18 protein-coding genes are annotated in these 16,612 nt (G+C 72.4%); 5 read left to right on the top strand and 13 right to left on the bottom strand.

Going from position 1 to position 16,612, the window contains the following annotated elements; all coding sequences use genetic code 11:
- The first annotated feature begins 30 nt into the window (after positions 1-30).
- Positions 31-1,206: a serine hydrolase gene (locus C4J65_RS31925; RefSeq protein WP_162833451.1), complete on the top strand. Its 1,176-nt coding sequence runs from the start codon at positions 31-33 to the stop codon at positions 1,204-1,206.
- A gap of 18 nt (positions 1,207-1,224) precedes the next feature.
- Here C4J65_RS31925 and C4J65_RS31920 read toward each other — a convergent pair whose 3' ends face one another.
- Positions 1,225-2,157: a glutaminase gene (locus tag C4J65_RS31920; protein WP_162833450.1), complete on the bottom strand. Its 933-nt coding sequence runs from the start codon at positions 2,155-2,157 to the stop codon at positions 1,225-1,227.
- Between the two features lie 135 nt (positions 2,158-2,292).
- On the opposite strand from C4J65_RS31920, the gene C4J65_RS31915 reads away from it, so the two are divergent.
- A complete protein-coding gene (locus tag C4J65_RS31915) occupies positions 2,293-3,351 on the top strand; it encodes an acyl-CoA desaturase (RefSeq protein WP_205351101.1) in 1,059 nt (352 codons plus the stop codon).
- Between the two features lie 21 nt (positions 3,352-3,372).
- On the opposite strand, the gene C4J65_RS31910 is transcribed toward C4J65_RS31915, so the two are convergent.
- The 5 genes from C4J65_RS31910 to C4J65_RS31890 form a co-directional block, all read right to left on the bottom strand.
- Complete coding sequence (locus C4J65_RS31910; protein WP_115745546.1) at positions 3,373-4,209, bottom strand: undecaprenyl-diphosphate phosphatase; 837 nt, start codon at positions 4,207-4,209, stop codon at positions 3,373-3,375.
- A 39-nt stretch (positions 4,210-4,248) separates the two neighbouring features.
- Entirely contained in the window at positions 4,249-4,623 is a 375-nt protein-coding gene (gene crcB, locus C4J65_RS31905; protein WP_115745545.1) for a fluoride efflux transporter CrcB, read from the bottom strand.
- The gene (locus tag C4J65_RS31900) at positions 4,620-4,964 is read right to left on the bottom strand and encodes a DUF190 domain-containing protein (RefSeq protein WP_115745544.1); all 345 of its coding nucleotides are present in this window, start codon (positions 4,962-4,964) and stop codon (positions 4,620-4,622) included. Before C4J65_RS31900 ends, crcB (C4J65_RS31905) begins: the two co-directional genes overlap by 4 nt.
- Positions 4,961-5,425, bottom strand: a complete 465-nt coding sequence (gene crcB, locus C4J65_RS31895) for a fluoride efflux transporter CrcB (protein ID WP_115745543.1) — start codon at positions 5,423-5,425, stop codon at positions 4,961-4,963. The genes C4J65_RS31900 and crcB (C4J65_RS31895) overlap by 4 nt, the downstream gene beginning before the upstream one ends.
- A gap of 211 nt (positions 5,426-5,636) precedes the next feature.
- Positions 5,637-5,924 carry a helix-turn-helix domain-containing protein gene (locus C4J65_RS31890; RefSeq protein WP_162833449.1) on the bottom strand — a complete coding sequence of 96 codons (288 nt, stop codon included), beginning with the start codon at positions 5,922-5,924 and terminating at the stop codon, positions 5,637-5,639.
- 129 nt (positions 5,925-6,053) lie between these two features.
- Between C4J65_RS31890 and C4J65_RS31885 the strand changes: the two genes are divergently transcribed.
- The gene (locus C4J65_RS31885; protein WP_115745541.1) at positions 6,054-6,464 is read left to right on the top strand and encodes a MarR family transcriptional regulator; all 411 of its coding nucleotides are present in this window, start codon (positions 6,054-6,056) and stop codon (positions 6,462-6,464) included.
- A gap of 29 nt (positions 6,465-6,493) precedes the next feature.
- On the opposite strand, the gene C4J65_RS31880 is transcribed toward C4J65_RS31885, so the two are convergent.
- Complete coding sequence (locus tag C4J65_RS31880) at positions 6,494-6,913, bottom strand: SseB family protein (protein ID WP_115745540.1); 420 nt, start codon at positions 6,911-6,913, stop codon at positions 6,494-6,496.
- Between the two features lie 213 nt (positions 6,914-7,126).
- Between C4J65_RS31880 and C4J65_RS31875 the strand changes: the two genes are divergently transcribed.
- Positions 7,127-8,581, top strand: coding sequence for a glyceraldehyde-3-phosphate dehydrogenase (locus C4J65_RS31875; RefSeq protein ID WP_115745539.1), 1,455 nt, complete (start codon positions 7,127-7,129; stop codon positions 8,579-8,581).
- A 10-nt stretch (positions 8,582-8,591) separates the two neighbouring features.
- On the opposite strand, the gene C4J65_RS31870 is transcribed toward C4J65_RS31875, so the two are convergent.
- The 6 genes from C4J65_RS31870 to C4J65_RS31845 all read right to left on the bottom strand — a co-directional run bounded on the left by C4J65_RS31870 (position 8,592) and on the right by C4J65_RS31845 (position 14,819).
- Positions 8,592-9,311 carry a putative N-acetylmannosamine-6-phosphate 2-epimerase gene (locus C4J65_RS31870; RefSeq protein WP_115745538.1) on the bottom strand — a complete coding sequence of 240 codons (720 nt, stop codon included), beginning with the start codon at positions 9,309-9,311 and terminating at the stop codon, positions 8,592-8,594.
- On the bottom strand, positions 9,308-10,255 hold the full coding sequence (locus tag C4J65_RS31865) for an ROK family protein (protein WP_115745537.1): 948 nt from the start codon (positions 10,253-10,255) through the stop codon (positions 9,308-9,310). Before C4J65_RS31865 ends, C4J65_RS31870 begins: the two co-directional genes overlap by 4 nt.
- Positions 10,252-11,211 (bottom strand): dihydrodipicolinate synthase family protein, encoded by a 960-nt coding sequence (locus C4J65_RS31860; RefSeq protein ID WP_115745536.1) that lies wholly within the window; start codon positions 11,209-11,211, stop codon positions 10,252-10,254. The genes C4J65_RS31865 and C4J65_RS31860 overlap by 4 nt, the downstream gene beginning before the upstream one ends.
- An 89-nt stretch (positions 11,212-11,300) precedes the next feature.
- Positions 11,301-12,785: an exo-alpha-sialidase gene (locus C4J65_RS31855; protein WP_115745535.1), complete on the bottom strand. Its 1,485-nt coding sequence runs from the start codon at positions 12,783-12,785 to the stop codon at positions 11,301-11,303.
- 25 nt (positions 12,786-12,810) lie between these two features.
- The gene (locus C4J65_RS31850; protein WP_115745534.1) at positions 12,811-13,833 is read right to left on the bottom strand and encodes an alpha/beta fold hydrolase; all 1,023 of its coding nucleotides are present in this window, start codon (positions 13,831-13,833) and stop codon (positions 12,811-12,813) included.
- A gap of 254 nt (positions 13,834-14,087) precedes the next feature.
- Positions 14,088-14,819, bottom strand: coding sequence for a FadR/GntR family transcriptional regulator (locus C4J65_RS31845; RefSeq protein ID WP_205351179.1), 732 nt, complete (start codon positions 14,817-14,819; stop codon positions 14,088-14,090).
- A gap of 208 nt (positions 14,820-15,027) precedes the next feature.
- Here C4J65_RS31845 and C4J65_RS31840 point away from each other — a divergent pair, with 208 nt between their 5' ends.
- Positions 15,028-16,581, top strand: a complete 1,554-nt coding sequence (locus C4J65_RS31840) for an ABC transporter substrate-binding protein (protein ID WP_115746733.1) — start codon at positions 15,028-15,030, stop codon at positions 16,579-16,581.
- Positions 16,582-16,612 lie beyond the last annotated feature (31 nt).

Below are 16,612 nucleotides of genomic sequence, written 5' to 3'. Positions count from 1 at the left end.
GGTGCGGGGGGCCGTTCCTACGTTTGCGGTATGACTATCGGATTCTCATCCCGGGCGGTTCGATCCACCTGCATGCTCTGCGCGGCAGGGCTGCTGACGCTCGTGCCCGCCACCGCTGCCGCCGGCGCGGTGCGGCCCGACCCGGCTCCGCCCGGCGGTGCGGCGGCGGCCGGGGCGTCGCCGCCGCACCGCTCCGGCACCCAGGTCCGGCCGCACCCCGCGGCGCCCCGGGTCCCCGATGTCTCCGCCCTGTCCTGGGTCGTGGCCGACGCCGGTACGGGCGACGTGCTGGCGGCGCACGACGCGCACCGCGAGCTGCCGCCCGCCAGCACCCTCAAGACGCTGTTCGCGCTCACGGTACTGCCCGCCCTGCCGGGCGGCATCCGGCACGAGGTGGACCCCGAGGACCTGTCCGGCATCGGTCCGGGCAGCAGCCTGGTCGGTGTCGTCGAGGGCCAGACGTACCGCGTCTCCGACCTGTGGAACGGCGTCTTCCTCAACTCCGGGAACGACGCCGTGCACGTCCTCGCCTCGCTCACCGGCGGCTGGAGCGCCACGGCGGCCCGGATGCAGGCCGAGGCCCGCGCGCTCGGCGCCCGCGACACCCACGTCCGCTCGCCCGACGGCTACGACGCCCCGGGGCAGGTCTCCTCCGCGTACGACCTGGCCGTCTTCGGCCGGGAGGGGCTGCGGCGTCCCGACTTCGCGCGGTACTGCGGCAAGGTCGACGCGATGTTCCCCGGCCGCGACGGGAGCTCGTACGGGATCATGAACACCAACCGGCTGCTCACCGGGGCCGACGGCGTGGAGGCGTACCCGGGGCTGATCGGGGTGAAGAACGGCTACACCAGCAACGCGGGAAACACGCTCATCGCCGCCGCCCGCCGCGACGGACGGACCCTGGTCGTCACGGTGATGAACCCTCAGGAGGGCGGCGGCCACGCCGTGTACGAGGAGGCCCGGGCACTGCTCGACTGGGGCTTCGAGGCGGCCGGCGAGGTCGACCCGGTGGGCTCGCTGGTCCCCGAGGGCGACCGGGCACCGCACGGACCGCAGGCCGTGCCCTCGGCGGTGAGCGCGGCGAAGCCGGCCGAGGACACTCCGGGCTGGCCGGAGACGGGCGCGATCCTCGGTGTCGCGGGGCTCGGCGCGGGCGTGATGGCGCTCGCCCTGCGGCTCAAGCTCGTACGGGACGACGGCAGTTGACGGAAACGCCGCACGCGTTCAGAACACCGACAGACCCGTGAGCGTCGTGAAGCGGTCCAGGGCCGCCACCCCGGCCACCGAATTGCCCCGCTCGTCCAGGCCGGGGCTCCACACGCACAGCGTGCAGTGCCCCGGCACGACCGCGATGATGCCGCCGCCCACCCCGCTCTTGCCCGGCAGGCCCACCCGGTGCGCGAAGTCGCCGGCCGCGTCGTAGGTCCCGCAGGTCAGCATCACCGCGTTGATCTGCTTGGCCCGGCTGCGGCTGAGCAGCCGGGTGCCGTCGGCGCGGATGCCGTGCCGGGCCAGGAAGCCGGTGGCCAGGGCGAGGTCGGCGCAGGACGCGGCGACGGAGCACTGGCGGAAGTACTGGTCCAGGAGCACCGGTACGGGGTTGTCGATGTTGCCGTAGGACGCCATGAAGTGCGCCAGCGCGGCGTTCCGGTCGCCGTGCGCGGCCTCGGAGGCGGCGACCTCCTCGTCGTGGGTCAGATCCGGGTTGCCGCTCTCGGCGCGCAGGAAGGCGAGCAGTTCGCCGGCCGCGTCGCCGGTGCGGGTGTGCAGCCGGTCGGTGACGACGAGGGCGCCCGCGTTGATGAACGGGTTGCGCGGGATGCCGTTCTCGTACTCCAGCTGCACCAGGGAGTTGAACGGGTTGCCGGACGGCTCGCGGCCCACGTGCGCCCACAGGGCGTCGCCCTCCCTGGCCAGGTCGAGGGCGAGGGTGAAGACCTTGGTGAGGGACTGCGCGGAGAACGGCTCCCGCCAGTCCCCCACGCCGTAGACGGTGCCGTCCAATTCGGCGACGGCCATGCCGAAGCGGCGGGGGTCACGGGCGGCGAGGGCGGGAATGTAGTCGGCGGGCCGGCCGCTGCCCGGCGTCCGCTCGTTCTCCTCGGCGATGCGCTCCAGGACCGGCCGGAAGGTCGTCGGTGTGCTCATGATCGGCATTCTCCCTCCGGCGAGGTCCGGACGGCGGGATGCCGACGGCGGGTGGTCCCCCGCACCGTGGTGGTGCTGGCCACACCCCCACTTCGGAGGTAGCCGCCATCCCCCCTCCGAGAGACAGCCCACATACTGTGGCGCATGGCCAACCCAACGGTGCTCGTCGAGAGCCTGCCCACGCCCGCTCAGGAGAAGGATCGCGAAAGGGGAAGCGACTTTTCCGAACTCTCCCGGCGCATAGCCGACGCGGGGCTGCTCCGGCGCCGCCCGCTGTACTACACGATCCGTTTCGGCGCCGTCGCCCTCACGCTCGCCGGCGGTGTCGCCGCGTTCGTCGCCCTGGGGGACAGCTGGAGTCAGCTGTTCGTCGCGGTCGCGCTCGCCGTCGTCTTCGGCCAGCTCGGACTGGCGGCCCACGACCTCGCCCACCGGCAGGTCTTCACCCGCCGGCGCCCCAGCGAGGCCGGCGGTCTGCTGGCGGCCAACCTGCTGCTCGGCATGAGCTACGGCTGGTGGATGAACAAGCACACCCGCCACCACGCGAACCCCAACCACGAGGAGAAGGACCCGGACGTCTCCCCCGACATCCTGGTGTGGTCACGGGGCCAGGCCAGCAGGGCGACCGGACTCCCGCGGTTCATCGGCAAACACCAGGCGGCCCTGTTCTTCCCGCTGTTGACACTGGAGGGCCTCAACCTGAGCTTCAACAGCTTCAAGGCGCTGGGCAGCCGGGCCGTGAAGCGTCCGGTCCTGGAGGGCACGCTGCTCGTCGTCCACTTCGCCGTGTACTTCGGCGGCCTGTTCACGGTCCTCTCCCCGGGCAAGGCGCTCGTCTTCCTCGCCGTCCACCAGGGTCTGTTCGGGATCTACCTGGGCTCGGTCTTCGCGCCCAACCACAAGGGCATGCCGATGATCGAGGAGGGCATGCGGCTGGACTTCCTGCGCCGTCAGGTGCTGACCTCCCGCAACGTGCGGGGCGGTGCGCTCGTCGACGCCTTCATGGGCGGCCTCAACTACCAGATCGAGCACCACCTCTTCCCCAGCATGCCGACCCCGGCCCTCGGCCGGGCCCAGGCCATCACCGAGGCGTACTGCGCCGAGTTGGGCGTGCCCTACCACCAGACGGGGCTGCTGGCGTCGCACCGCGAGGCCCTGCGGCACATGAGGAGCGTCGGGGAGCCGCTGCGCGCCGCACGCTGAGCGGCTGTCAGCTGTCAGCTGTCAGCTGTGCAGGACGCCGGTGCCGAGCAGCCCGAACAGCAGGACGCCGACCGCGATCCGGTAGACGACGAACGCGTTGAAGGAGTGCTTGGCGATGAACTTCAGCAGCCAGGCGATGGAGGCGTAGGCCACCACGAAGGAGACGAGGGTGCCGACCGCCAGCGGCGCGGCACCCGCTCCCGTGCCCAGGGCGTCCTTCAGCTCGTACAGTCCGGCTCCGGTCAGGGCCGGGATGCCCAGGAAGAAGGACAGCCGGGTGGCGGCGACCCGGTCCAGGTCGAGCATCAGGGCGGTGGACATGGTGGCGCCGGAGCGGGAGAAGCCCGGGAAGAGCAGGGCGAGGATCTGGGAGCCGCCGACCAGCATCGCGTCCTTGAAGGACGTGTCGTCCTCGCCCCGCTTGTGCCGGCCGGTGCGGTCGGCCCACCACATCACACCGCTGCCGACGATCAGCGAGCCCGCGACCACCCACAGCGAGGCGAGCGGACCCTTGATCAGGGGCTTGGCGGCGAGGCCGACGAGGACGATGGGGATGGTGGCGAAGATGACCCACCAGGCGAACTTGTAGTCGTGGTGGTACCGCTCCTCCCGGTCGCGCAGTCCCCGCGCCCAGGCGGAGAGGATCCGCGCGATGTCCTTGGAGAAGTAGACGAGCACGGCGGCGATCGCGCCGACCTGGATGACCGCGGAGAAGCCGATGACGGCGTCGTCGTCGACCGGGATGCCCATCAGCCCCTCGACGATCTTGAGGTGTCCGGTGGAGGAGACGGGCAGGAACTCGGTCACCCCCTCGACGGCTCCGAGGACGACGGCCTGACCGATGCTGATGGCGCTCATGGCATCCAGTTCCTACTACACCAAGCTGTGTGCCCGACGTCAGGTCCAGAGCGCGTCGGCCAGAGTCACCCCCGCGAACGCCGCCGCGAGCCCGGCCGCCACACTCCCCACGACGTTCACGGCGGCCTGCAGGCGCGCACCGGTCTCGGCCAGCCGGAGGGTCTCGTAGGAGAAGGTCGAGTAGGTGGTGAGGGCGCCGCACAGGCCGGTGCCCAGCAGCAGCCGCAGGTCGGAGCCGACCGCTCCGGCCAGGGCGGCGCCGGTCAGCAGGCCGAGGACGACGCTGCCCGTCACGTTCACCGTGAAGGTGCCCCAGGGGAAGACGGAGTCGTGCCGCGACTGCACGGCCCGGTCGGTGAGGTAGCGCAGCGGGGCGCCGACCATGCCGCCCGCGACGACGAGGAGCCAGTTCACGAGCGCCTCCGGCCCTCGTACCTGACGACCTCGCACCGGTCGAGGGTGACCAGGCCCTCGGTGACGAGTTCGTCGAGCAGCGGCAGGAAGCCCCGGACCCGTTCCTCGGTGTCGACGACGACGACGGCCACCGGCAGGTCCTCGCTCAGGGACAGCAGTCTGGTGGTGTGGATGAGCGAGGAGGCGCCGAAGCCCTCGATGCCCCGGAAGACGCTGGCGCCGGCGAGGCCGGCCGCGTGGGCGCGGTGGACGATCTCCGAGTACAGGGGCCGGTGGTGCCAGGTGTCGTTCTCGCCGACGAAGACGGTCAGGCGCAGGGCGCTGCCGGTCAGCCTCGTCATGATTGCCTCCACTTCAGGACCCGGCGGGTCGCCCATGCGGCGAGCCACACCGCCGTGAGTGCCACGAGCGGGGTCGCGGCGAGATGGGCCAGGCCGGTGGGGGCCCGGCCGTCGGCGAACAGGGACCGGCTGTCGACGGCGTAGGTGGAGAAGGTGGTGAAGCCGCCGAGCACACCGGTGCCGAAGAAGGGCCGGACCAGGCGGTGGGCGGGCCGGACCTCGGTGACGACCACCATGAACACGCCGATCACGGCACAGCCGACGGCGTTGACCCCGAAGGTCGTCCAGGGGAAGCCCCCGTCCGCTGTCGGCCACCGCAGGGAGGCCGCGTAGCGGGCGGCGGCGCCGGCGCCCCCGCCGAGGGCCACGACCGCGACGACCGGTGCCTGGGTGCGCCACCCGGACCGTCTCGGGGCGGTGGCCCGGATCCCGCCGGGACGCCCGGTCTTCGGGACTGTCATGGTCGTACGTCTCCTACTCGCCGGGCAGGGGGATGCCCCCTGCGCAAGTCAAGTAGGGACCGTTGGCGGCGCCTGAGCCGCGGTTCGGATACGGCGGGCCCCACCGCCGCGCGGCGCCCCTGCGGGCCGCCGCTGATGCTCAGCGTAACGCCGGGACGGCGCTCTGGTCACTCCGGGAGGTCGACCGGGACCCGCCGGGAGGCCTCCGCGACTACCATCCCTTCTCGAACATCCGGGCCACCTCGGCGATCCGCACCTCGTCGCGCCGGTAGTAGGTGCGGCGGCCGATCCGGCTGGCGCGCAGCAGGCCGAGTCGGGTGAGGAGCCCGAGGTGGGTCTCGGCCGCCCGGCGGGAAACGCCGAGCCTGGCGGCGACGGCGCCCGCGTGGACGCCGTGCTCCGCGGGGTCGACGTGACGCTGCGACGGGAAGTGCGCGGCCGGGTCCTTCAGCCACTCCAGGATGTCGAGGCGCGTGCCGTGCACGGGGGTCCTCGGCATCTCGCCCTCCCTCCCTGCGGGCCCGCCCGTACCGTGTCCCGCCACCTTCCCGCAGCCGGCGCCCAGCTGTCCGCCAACCGGGCCATTTGCACATTCAACCAATATCGGTACCGGTGCTACCGTTCAGTCATGGGAGCCAGGACGGCCGGTGCGCGGCTCGAGGAGCGGTGGCGGGACATCCTGTCGGTGCACGCACGCACGATGTGCGAGATCGACCGGGCACTGCACCCGCACGGCCTGGGCGCGAGCGACTTCGAGGTGCTCGACCTCCTCATGGCCGAGGCGCCCGACGACGGCGGCCGGTGCCGGGTGCAGAACCTGGTCGACCGGGTCCACCTCAGTCAGAGCGCGCTGTCCCGGCTCGTCGCCCGGCTGGAGAAGGACGGGCTGGTGCGGCGCTCCATGTGCGCGGAGGACCGGCGCGGCGTGTACGTCACGCTGACCTCCAGGGGCCGGGAGCTGCACGCCGAGATACTGCCGCTGCAGCGGGCCGCGCTGGCCCGCGCGCTCGGCGACGACGACGAGGGCCCCCGCCCCTGACCCGGGACGCGGGCCCTCCGGCCCCGGCCTCAGGGACGGGCAAGCAGGGTGCGCACGCCGTCCGAGGTGAGGGTGAGGCGGTGCTCCGAGCCGGCGTCGATGGACAGTGACAGGTCGTCGGCGGGCCACTGCGCGGCGAGGGCGCCCAGCGGCACCATGCGGTAGCGGGAGACGTACGGCAGCAGGTCGGCCATCTCCAGCTCCGAGGTGAACACGGGCACGACCTGGCCGCCGCCCTGCTGTTCCAGGACCGGCAGCGCCAGCATGCCGGGGTCGGCGGCGTCCTGGTCGTTCGCGTCGTCGGGCACCGGCACCAGGACGTCGCTGCTCGCGAGCGTGTCGAGCGCCGCGGTGTTGTCGGCGGACTCGGTGGTCGCGGCGGCCTCGGCGAGTGCGTCCAGTGCCCGCTGCGCGGGTGTCACGGGGTGGTCGTTCGCGGGTGTCTCCATGGCAGTTTCCCTGGTAGCGGCGGCATTGCGGCCCGCACGGACGATCGGCGCGGACGCGGTCCAGCCTCGCGTACCCGGTCACCCACGGCACAACCCTGTTCGAGCCACGCACACGCGATCCCGCACTCATCTGATCGGCGAGGGGCCCACTTGATCGATCACCAGCCCGGTCGGGTTAGCATATGAGCGCCGCCTAGCTCGAAAGATAGATACGTGACTGTCAACGACGACTCGTTCACCAACTGGAAGCACCGCGAAGAGACCGCGGAATCGATGATCCCGATGATCGGGAAGCTGCACCGGGAGCAGGACGTCACGATCCTGCTGCACAGCCGTTCCCTGGTGAACAAGTCGGTGGTCAGCATCCTCAAGACCCACCGCTTCGCCCGCCAGATCGCCGGGGCGGAGCTGTCGGTCACCGAGACGATGCCCTTCCTGCGCGCGCTCACCGCGCTGGACCTCGGTCCCTCGCAGATCGACATCGGCATGCTCGCCGCGACCTACCGGACCGACGACCGGGGTCTGTCGGTCGAGGAGTTCACGGCCGAGGCCGTCGCCGGGGCGACCGGCGCCAACAAGATCGACCGGCGCGAGGGGCGCGACGTCGTCCTGTACGGCTTCGGCCGCATCGGCCGGCTCGTCGCCCGGCTGCTGATCGAGAAGGCCGGGTCGGGCAACGGGCTCCGGCTGCGCGCCATCGTCGTCCGCGGGGGTGGGGAGCGGGCCGCCGAGGACATCGTCAAGCGCGCCTCGCTGCTGCGCCGCGACTCCGTGCACGGCCAGTTCCAGGGCACGATCACCGTCGACGAGGACAACCGCACGATCCTCGCCAACGGCAACGCCATCAAGGTGATCTACGCGGACGACCCGACGCAGGTCGACTACACGGCGTACGGCATCAAGGACGCCATCCTCATCGACAACACGGGCAAGTGGCGCGACCGCGAGGGCCTGTCGAAGCACCTGCGTCCGGGCATCGACAAGGTCGTGCTGACCGCGCCGGGCAAGGGCGACGTCCCGAACATCGTGCACGGCGTCAACCACGACACCATCAAGCCGGACGAGCGGATCCTGTCCTGCGCGTCCTGCACCACGAACGCCATCGTCCCGCCGCTGAAGGCGATGGAGGACGAGTACGGCGTGCTGCGCGGTCACGTGGAGACGGTGCACTCCTTCACCAACGACCAGAACCTGCTGGACAATTACCACAAGTCGGAACGCCGCGGCCGCAGCGCGCCCCTGAACATGGTCATCACGGAGACCGGCGCCGCCTCCGCGGTCGCCAAGGCGCTGCCCGACCTGAAGGCGCGGATCACCGGCAGCTCGATCCGGGTGCCGGTGCCGGACGTGTCGATCGCGATCCTCAACCTGCAGCTGGCCCGCGAGGCGAGCCGCGAAGAGGTCCTGGACCACCTGCGCGAGGTGTCGCTGACCTCGCCGCTCAAGCGCCAGATCGACTTCATCGGCGCGCCCGACGCCGTCTCCAGCGACTTCATCGGCTCGCGCCACGCCTCGATCGTGGACGCGGGCGCGCTGAAGGTCGAGGGCGACAACGCGATCCTCTACCTCTGGTACGACAACGAGTTCGGCTACTCCTGCCAGGTCGTCCGCGTCGTGCAGCACGTCTCCGGGGTGGAGTACCCGACGTACCCGGCTCCGGCGGTCTGATCAGGCCGCGTCAGGTCCGGTCCCCGGACGGATCCGGTCCGGGGGCCAGGGCGTCCGCGAAGAGCCGGGTCAGCGCGGTCGGCGCGGTGATGGCGGTGCCGACGACGACGCTGTGCGCACCGGCGGCGAGCGCCCGGGCGGCCTGCTCGGGCGTGGCGATACGGCCCTCGGCGATCACCGGGGTGTCGAGCGCGCCGGCGAGGTCGGTCACGAGGGCCAGGTCGGGGGCGTCCTGCACCGGTGAGCCCGGCACGTAGCCGGACAGCGTGGTGCCGATGAAGTCCGCCCCCTGGCCGGCTGCCGCGCGCCCCTCGCCCGGCGTCGACACGTCGGCCATGACCAGGGCGCCCGCCGCGTGGACGGCCTCGACCAGCTCGGCGAAGGTGCTGCCGTCGGGCCGCGGACGCGCGGTGGCGTCGGCGGCGACGACCGCGGCCCCCGCCTCGACCAGGGCCAGCGCGTGGCGCACGGTCGGGGTGATGAAGACGCCGCTGTCGCCGTCCTTCCACAGGCCGATCACCGGGAGGCCGGCGGCCGCGACGGTGGCCGCGACGACCTCCGGGTCGTTGACGCGTACGGCCGCGGCGCCGCCGGAACGCGCCGCCAGGGTCATGCGGACCAGGGTGCCGGTGTGGCGCATCGGATCGCCGGGGGGTGCCTGGCAGGACACGATCAGGCGGCCCTTCAACCGGTCGGCCAGGGCGGCGGGCTCGGTCGGGGACGGGGTCATGACGGTGCTCCGGTGGTGTGGGGGTGGTGCAGGGGCAGGGTGCGGGTCAGGGCGGCCGCCCCGAGGGCCGCGGCGTCGGCGCCGCTCCGCGGCGGGCGCGGGCGCAGGCCGCGCAGCGGGGGCATGAGTTCCGCGGCGAAGGCCGCGCACAGGGCGTCCCAGTACAGGGCGCCGATGCGGGGCACGCCGCCGGCGACGACGACGCGGTGCGGGCCGAGCGCGTTGGCGAGGCCGCCGAGGGCCCGGCCGGTGGCGCGGGCGCCGAGCGTGATGGCCGCCGCGGCGTGCGGGTCGCCCAGGGCGGCGCGGTCGGCGACGGTCTGGAGGCGGTCGGCCGGTTCTCCGCCGAGCCGGGCGCAGTGGGCGGTGATGGCGGGGCCCGCCGCGATCGCCTCCAGGTGGCCGGTGGCTCCGCAGGTGCAGGGCAGCCCGTCGGCCTCCGGGCTGGGCAGGTGCCCCAGGTGTCCGGCGATTCCGGCGGCTCCGTGCAGCATGCGTCCCGCGGCGGCGACGGCCCCGCCGACTCCGGTGCCGACGGCGGCGTACAGCAGGGTGCCGTCGTCGTCCGGGCCGTCCAGTTCCGTCGCGGCGGCGGCGCGTACGTCGTTGTCGCAGGCCACGGGGAGTCCGGTACGGCCGGCGAGACCGGCGGCGAGGACGGTGCCGGCCCAGCCGCGGATCGTGTCGGTGGCGCTGGTGACGGTCCCGGTGGCGGGGTCGATCACGCCGGCCGCGGCGACGCCGATCGCGGTGGTGCCGGGCGCCCACACCTCGCGGGCGGCCCCGGCCAGCGCGTCCAGGACCTCCTCGGCGCCCCGGGTCGCCGGGGTGGGCAGGGTGTGCCGGGCCAGAACGGTGCCGTCGGACCCGACCAGGGCGGCAGCGATCTTGGTGCCGCCCAGGTCGAGGCCGATCACCGGTGCGTCGGGGTGCCGTGCGGTCATCGGACCGGCAGCAGGCCGGCGCCGCGCAGGTGCCGTTCGACGCGGGCGACCGAGGCCTCGCCCAGCTGGATCTGGGGGGCGGCGGTGGTGCCGTGGGTGAACACCCCGAGCAGTCGCAGCGCGTGCTTGAAGGCGCCGATGGCCGAGGAGTTGCGGCCCATCTCGCTCTCCGGGCCCGCGTCGACCAGGCCGAACAGCTCGACGAGCCGCTCCTGTTCCTTGGCCGCACCGTCCAGGTCGCCGCCGCGCACGGCGTCGTAGAGGCGGACGTAACCGGCGGGGTCGACGTTGCCGAGTCCGGGTACGACGCCGTCGGCACCGGCCAGCAGGGCGGCGTCCACGGTGAGTTCGGAGCCGGTGAGGATGCTGAAGGAGGGGGCGGGACCGTCGGCGCGGCCGTGGCGTCCGCCCAGTTCGACGACGAGCCGACGCAGGCCGCCCTCGTCGCCGCTGCTGTCCTTGAGCCCGGCCAGCGTGCCGTCCTCGGCGAGTTCGCGCACCAGGGCGGTGGAGAGCTTGCTGTGCACCGAGACGGGGAGGTCGTAGGCGTACAGCGGCAGGTCTACGGCGGAGCGGATCGCGCGGAAGTGGGCGGCGATCTCGCGCGGGTGGGTGCGGGCGTAGAAGGGGGCGGTTGCCACCAGGGCGTCGGCGCCGGACTCGCGGGCGGCCTCGGCGTGGACGAGCACCCGGGGGGTGGTCATGTCGATGACCCCGGCGAGGACCGGGACGCGGCCCGCGACCGCCTCGACGACCGTGTCGAGGGCGACGGCCCGCTGCCGGTCGGTGAGGAAGGCGACCTCACTGCTGGAGCCCAGGGCGAACAGCCCGTGCACTCCCCCGCCGACGAGATGCTCGACGAGCCGGGCGAGCGAGGCGGTGTCGACCTCGCCCGACCCGTCCAGGGGAGTGCAGACGGGCGGCACGACGCCGCTCAGGGGCTGGGACGAGGACATGGTGTTTCTCCTGGGCTGTGCGGATGGCGGAACGGGTGGTACGGGGCCGCCGGGCGCCTGGACACCGGCGCCCGGCGGCTCCTGGCCGGTCAGGGCTCGGTGACGGTGAACGTCTTGTCGCCGTAGGAGTGCTGCGAGCCGCGGACTTCGTAGACGGCGGTCGTCCTGGCGTCACCCGCGGCGGCGTTCGCGGGGACCGTGACGGGGATCTTCATGTTCGCGCCCTGGCCGGGGTCGAGTGCGGGCACGACGGCCTCGGGGGCGCTCCAGCCTTCCGGCAGGTCGAGGGAGACGGTGCCGGCGGGGAGGGACACGTCGTTCTGGCTGACCACGCGGACGGTGACGGTGGTGGTACGCCCCGCGGGCAGCGAGGAGGGCGAGGTGACGGTGACCGGCGCGCAGACTCCGCCGAGCCACTTCAGGTCGAAGGAGGAGTAGGAGATGTGGTCGACGTTGCCCCGTTCCCACAGCAGCCCCATGCCCGGGTTGGGTCCGGTGCCGTCGCCGAGCGGGGTGAGCGTCGAGTAGGCGGCCGCTCCGGACTCGACGGTCCTGCGCACCGGCCAGTTCTGCCCGTTGTCGCAGGAGAGACGGACGGTGAGGTTGCTGCGGCTGCCGGTCGTCGCGGTGTTGCTGAACATCAGCCACGAGGCCCTCGGGTGCGAGGCGGCCACGTTCGGCGCGAAACGCGTGACGGAGCCGTTGTTGGCCGGATCCGGCAGCTCGGCGTCCTGCTGGAAGGAGCTGTAGGTGACGCCGCCGTCGGTGGAGTACGCGACCGTCCGATAGGGCCTGGAGCGGTTGTTGAGCATGACGCGGCCGTCGGACAGCTCGACGGTCTTGTTCTCGTCGCCGCCGGGGCCGACGGGGGTGCCCATCTTCCAGGTGGCGCCGTGGTCGTCGCTGTAGGCACTGACGGCGTAGTTGGCGCCGTCCTTGCGGATGGCGTACTGCTGGATCAGGCGGCCCTTGTGGGCGCCGTGGCGCAGCTGGATGCCCTCGCCGGAGGCGGCGAACATGCCGGCCCAGGCCGGGTCCTTGATGTCGGCGGTGATCCGCTCGTGCCTCCAGGTGAGGCCGTCGTCGTCGGAGTAGCTGTAGTCGGCCTGGAGGACGTCCGGGTCGCTCTCGTCGTTGCCGGTGGCGGAGCCGAAGAAGCCCTGGTTCACGGAGGCCGCGTAGAAGACGAAGACGCGGCCGGTCTCGCGGTCGACGAGGAGGCTGGGGTCGCCGTAGCCCTTGGGGGCGGCGTCCTTGCGCACCACCTGCTGGGCCTGCCAGGTGGCCCCGCCGTCGGTGCTGCGCCTGAGGACGACGCCGATGTTGCCGGGCAGGTCGCCGAGGGTGGGGCGGGCGTCGTAGGCGGCGAGCAGCGTGCCCTTGGTGGTCCGGGTCAGGGCGGGGATGCGGTAGTAGGGGGAGCCGGTGCCCGCGGTGGCGAGGTCCTGCGAGGTGAGGGTCCCGGCGGCCGCGGCGGCCCTGCGCGGGGAGTCGGCGCCGTGGGCGGCGGGGACGGTGGTGCCCAGGACGACCAGGGCGGCGGTGCCGATGGCCAGGGTGACTCTTCGCTGCATGAACAGGCCTCTCTCGGGTGAGGGATCAGGCGAGTTGGGGGTCGTGCAGTGCGGTCGGGGTGGTACGGGCGTCGGGGCGGGGTGCGGTCAGCAGTTCGCGAACCCAGGCGAGTTGCTCGCGGCGGTGGTGGCCGCCGCCGCCCTCGTGGCCGTTGAACTCGTAGACGCGCAGGTCCTTGGGGCCGCCGTAGCGGTGGTAGGCCGCGAAGCCCGTCGAGGGCGGGCAGATGTCGTCCATCATCGCGATGGAGAAGAGCGACGGGGCCGTGGCACGGGCGGCCAGCAGGGCGGCGTCGACGTAGGACAGGGTGGTGAAGACGGCCTCGGTGCGGTCGCGGTGCAGGCGCAGGTACTCGGCGACCTCGGTGTAGGGCGGCCGGGCCGCGATCGTGGCGCCGCGCCGGATGTCGCAGAGGAAGGGGACGTCGGGCATCACGCCGGCCAGGCCCGGTACGAGGCCGGCCACCGCGAGGGCGATGCCGCCGCCCTGGCTGACGCCGGTGACGACGACCTTGTCCGGGTCCACGGCGGAGTGGGCGCGGGCGGTCTCCACGAAACGCACGGCGTCGGTGAACACCCGCCGGTAGTAGTGGTCGTGGGGGCTCTCGACGCCACGGGTGAGGAACCCGGGGACGGTGCCGTTCAGGGCGGCGGTGTCGGGGGTGTCGCCGCCGGCGGTGGACCAGCCCTGGCCGCGCGTGTCCATGATGAGGTGGGCGTAACCGGCGTTGGCCCAGAGCACCTGCTCGTGCGACAGGCCGCGACCGCGCCCGTAGCCGAGGAACTCCACCACGCAGCCGAGCGGTCCGCTCCCGCGGGCGGGCAGGTGCAGCCAGCCCCGGACGGGCTCGCCGGCGAACCCCGGCACCGTGACGTCGTAGGTCGTCACCTCGGTCAGGCCGGTGTCCACCGGGGTGAAGCCGGGTGTGCCGCCGGCGTTTCGGGCCTCGCGGAGGGTCTGTTCCCAGAAGGCGTCGAGGTCGGTGGGCTCGTCGAGGTTGGGCCGCAGTGCCAGGCACTGGGCGAGGGTGAGGTCCGTCAGTGGCATGGAGGGGCCCCGGTGGGTGAGGCGTGCGCGCGGCGCAGCGGCGGAGGAACGGGAGGGACCGGCCGGACCGGCCCCGGCGAGGAGAGCGGTTCACTCTCGATCAGCAGACGTCTGATGTCTGCTGATCGAGGACATTAGAGATCCCGAAGACGACCGTCAAGTGCCCGGCGCTCCGGCCGCGCGCCGGGCCGCTGGACGCCGGGCATGGGAAAGGCGCCCCCGGCGGGGGCGCCTTCGCCGTCCGTGCGACCCGGTCAGCGCCGGGCGCGGGCCTCCTCGATCCGCAGGCGCACCGGCGCGTAGTGCTCGGCGAGGGCCGCCGCGAACTCGACCGGGTCACGGTCGCGCACGGCGTTCACGATGCGCTGGTGGTTGGCGATGGTGGCCGCCTCGTGCTCGCGGGTGAACACGTCGAGATGCGGCGCGACGATGACGTAGACGTCCCAGAAGGCCGCGGAGAGCTGGCCGATGAGGTCGTTGCCGAGCGGAGCCAGGAGCAGGGTGTGGAAGGCCCGGTCCGCCTCGACGAACCCGTGCCCCTCCCCCGCGCCGGCCCTGCGCATCTCGTCCACGTGGGCCTCGAGCCGGTCGATCTGCTCCTCGTCCAGCGAGGAGACCAGCCGTTCGGCCATGCCCCGCTCGAACAGCTCCCGGACCTCGATGAGGTCGCTCATCACCTGGAAGTCGTCGTCGGGGCTGAGCAGGCCGCGGAAGGTCAGGCTCTCCACCAGGGCGGACAGGCTCAGCCTGCCGACGTAGGTGCCGTGCCCGTGCCGCACCTCGACGATGTCGAGCGCGGTGAGGATCCTGATCGCCTCCCGCACACTGGACCGGCTCGCGCCGAGCGCCTCGCACAGGGCGGGCTCGGTCGGCAGCGGATCCCCCGGTCGCAGGTCGTTGCGCAGGATGTAGGCCTTGATGCCGTCGACGACCTCCTGCCGCAACGGTTGTCGTGCCGTCTTGGGCTCCGGCTCTCTCCGCCGAATCGCCCTTTGCCCCACCGCCACCTCTTGACCCCTCTCACTTGCCCGGCTACGTTCCCACGTTATCAAGCATCAGACATCAGACGTCTGACGCACTGTCGGTGAGGCGCCGACCCCACACTCGCCTCCTCCACCTTGCTCGACCCTCATCTCCCGCCTGGAGGACTCCTTGTCCGCGCGCAGTGCAGCCGGCGTCGATCGCCGCACGTTCATGAGATACACCAGTGCCATCGGTGTGGCGACCGCGGTCACCACGGGCCTGACGGCCTGCGGGGGCCCGGCCTCCAGCGGAGACGGCAGCGGCGGTTCGGGCAGCGGCGGCGACACCATCGAGGCCGGGCTCTCCTACCCGCTCTCCACCGGCTTCGACCCGATGATCACCTCGGGTGCGACGCCGTACGCGGCCAACATGCACATCTTCGAGGGGCTGGTCGACCTCGACCCCGCCACCCTCGTGGCGCGGCCGGCGCTGGCGACCGGGATGCCCAAGAAGATCAACGCGACCACCTACCGGGCCACCCTGCGCGAGGGCGCGACCTTCCACGACGGCTCGCCGGTCACCGCCGACGACGTGGTGTTCAGCTTCGAACGGGTCCTGGACGAGGCGAACGCCTCGCTGATGGCGCAGTTCGTCCCCTTCATCGACCGGGTCACGGCCGTCGACGGGTCGACGGTGGAGTTCAAGCTGAAGTACGCCTTCGCGCTCTTCCCCTCCCGCATATCCGTGGTGCGGATCGTGCCGAAGAAGATCGCGGGCGCCGACGCCAAGTCCTTCGACGCCCGGCCCGTGGGCTCGGGCCCGTACAAGTTCGTGTCGGCGGTCCGCGAGGACAAGATCGTCATGGAGGCGTACGACAAGTACAACGGCCCGCACCCGGCCAAGGCCAAGAAGATGATCTGGCGGTTGATGTCCGACCCGTCCGCCCGGGTCAGCGCGCTCAAGTCCGGTCGTGTGCAGGCCATCGAGGACGTCCCCTACATCGACGTCGAGGGCTTCACCGGCAAGGACAAGGTGGAGTCGGTCCAGTCCTTCGGGCTGCTCTTCCTCATGTTCAACTGCGCCGACAAGCGGTTCCGGGACAAGCGGGTGCGCCAGGCGCTGCACTACGCGCTGGACACCGAGAAGATCATCTCCACCGCGCTGCTCGGCAACGCCGAGGCCGCCTCCGGCTACGTCCCGGCCACGCACCCGGACTACCACAAGGCCGCCACCGTCTACGCCCACGACCCGGCCAGGGCCAGGAAGCTGCTCGCCGAGGCGGGCGTGGGCAAGCTGTCCTTCACGCTGATGCTCACCGACAACGGCTGGGTCAAGGACATCGCGCCGCTCATCAAGGAGAGCTGGGCCGCGGTCGGTGTCGACGCCGAGCTGGACATCCAGCAGTCCCCCGCGCAGTACGCCAAGATCGACCAGGGCGACTTCGAGGCACTGGCCGCGCCGGGCGACCCGTCCGTCTTCGGCAACGACGCCGACCTGCTGCTGCGCTGGTTCTACTACGGCTTCTGGCCCGAGAACCGCTACGGGTGGAAGGGCAGCTCCGCCTACAAGCGGACCAGGTCGCTGCTGGACAAGGCCGCCGCCGAGGCCGACGAGGCCAGGCGCAAGGAGCTGTGGGGCCAGGTCACCGACCTGGTCGCCGACGAGGCCGCCCTGTACCCGATCCTGCACCGCAAGCTGCCCACCGCCTGGCGGGAGGGAGCACTGAGCGGGTTCGAGCCGCTGCCCACCACCGGACTGTCCTTCATCGACGTCGGCCGGGCCTGACTCCGCACACCCAATCGCTAGGAACCTCACG

Origin of the sequence: Streptomyces sp. CB09001 (assembly GCF_003369795.1) — a bacterium.
In the GTDB taxonomy this organism is placed as follows: Bacteria; Actinomycetota; Actinomycetes; order Streptomycetales; family Streptomycetaceae; genus Streptomyces.
The sequence above is the reverse complement of the archived record's forward strand: the minus strand, read 5'-3'. Positions and strand labels throughout refer to the sequence as shown.

Excerpts from the sequence above, each read along its gene's own strand:
- C4J65_RS31850 (WP_115745534.1), bottom strand. The coding sequence starts at position 13,833 with ATGCCACTGACGGACCTCACCCTCGCCCAGTGCCTGGCACTGCGGCCC.
- C4J65_RS31870 (WP_115745538.1), bottom strand. The coding sequence starts at position 9,311 with ATGACCCCGTCCCCGACCGAGCCCGCCGCCCTGGCCGACCGGTTGAAG.
- C4J65_RS31840 (WP_115746733.1), top strand. The coding sequence starts at position 15,028 with ATGAGATACACCAGTGCCATCGGTGTGGCGACCGCGGTCACCACGGGC.
- C4J65_RS31880 (WP_115745540.1), bottom strand. The coding sequence starts at position 6,913 with ATGGAGACACCCGCGAACGACCACCCCGTGACACCCGCGCAGCGGGCA.
- crcB (WP_115745543.1), bottom strand. The coding sequence starts at position 5,425 with ATGACAGTCCCGAAGACCGGGCGTCCCGGCGGGATCCGGGCCACCGCC.
- C4J65_RS31855 (WP_115745535.1), bottom strand. The coding sequence starts at position 12,785 with ATGCAGCGAAGAGTCACCCTGGCCATCGGCACCGCCGCCCTGGTCGTC.
- C4J65_RS31900 (WP_115745544.1), bottom strand. The coding sequence starts at position 4,964 with ATGACGAGGCTGACCGGCAGCGCCCTGCGCCTGACCGTCTTCGTCGGC.
- C4J65_RS31920 (WP_162833450.1), bottom strand. The coding sequence starts at position 2,157 with ATGCCGATCATGAGCACACCGACGACCTTCCGGCCGGTCCTGGAGCGC.
- C4J65_RS31890 (WP_162833449.1), bottom strand. The coding sequence starts at position 5,924 with ATGCCGAGGACCCCCGTGCACGGCACGCGCCTCGACATCCTGGAGTGG.
- C4J65_RS31910 (WP_115745546.1), bottom strand. The coding sequence starts at position 4,209 with ATGAGCGCCATCAGCATCGGTCAGGCCGTCGTCCTCGGAGCCGTCGAG.
- C4J65_RS31860 (WP_115745536.1), bottom strand. The coding sequence starts at position 11,211 with ATGTCCTCGTCCCAGCCCCTGAGCGGCGTCGTGCCGCCCGTCTGCACT.
- C4J65_RS31915 (WP_205351101.1), top strand. The coding sequence starts at position 2,293 with ATGGCCAACCCAACGGTGCTCGTCGAGAGCCTGCCCACGCCCGCTCAG.
- C4J65_RS31925 (WP_162833451.1), top strand. The coding sequence starts at position 31 with ATGACTATCGGATTCTCATCCCGGGCGGTTCGATCCACCTGCATGCTC.
- C4J65_RS31865 (WP_115745537.1), bottom strand. The coding sequence starts at position 10,255 with ATGACCGCACGGCACCCCGACGCACCGGTGATCGGCCTCGACCTGGGC.
- C4J65_RS31885 (WP_115745541.1), top strand. The coding sequence starts at position 6,054 with ATGGGAGCCAGGACGGCCGGTGCGCGGCTCGAGGAGCGGTGGCGGGAC.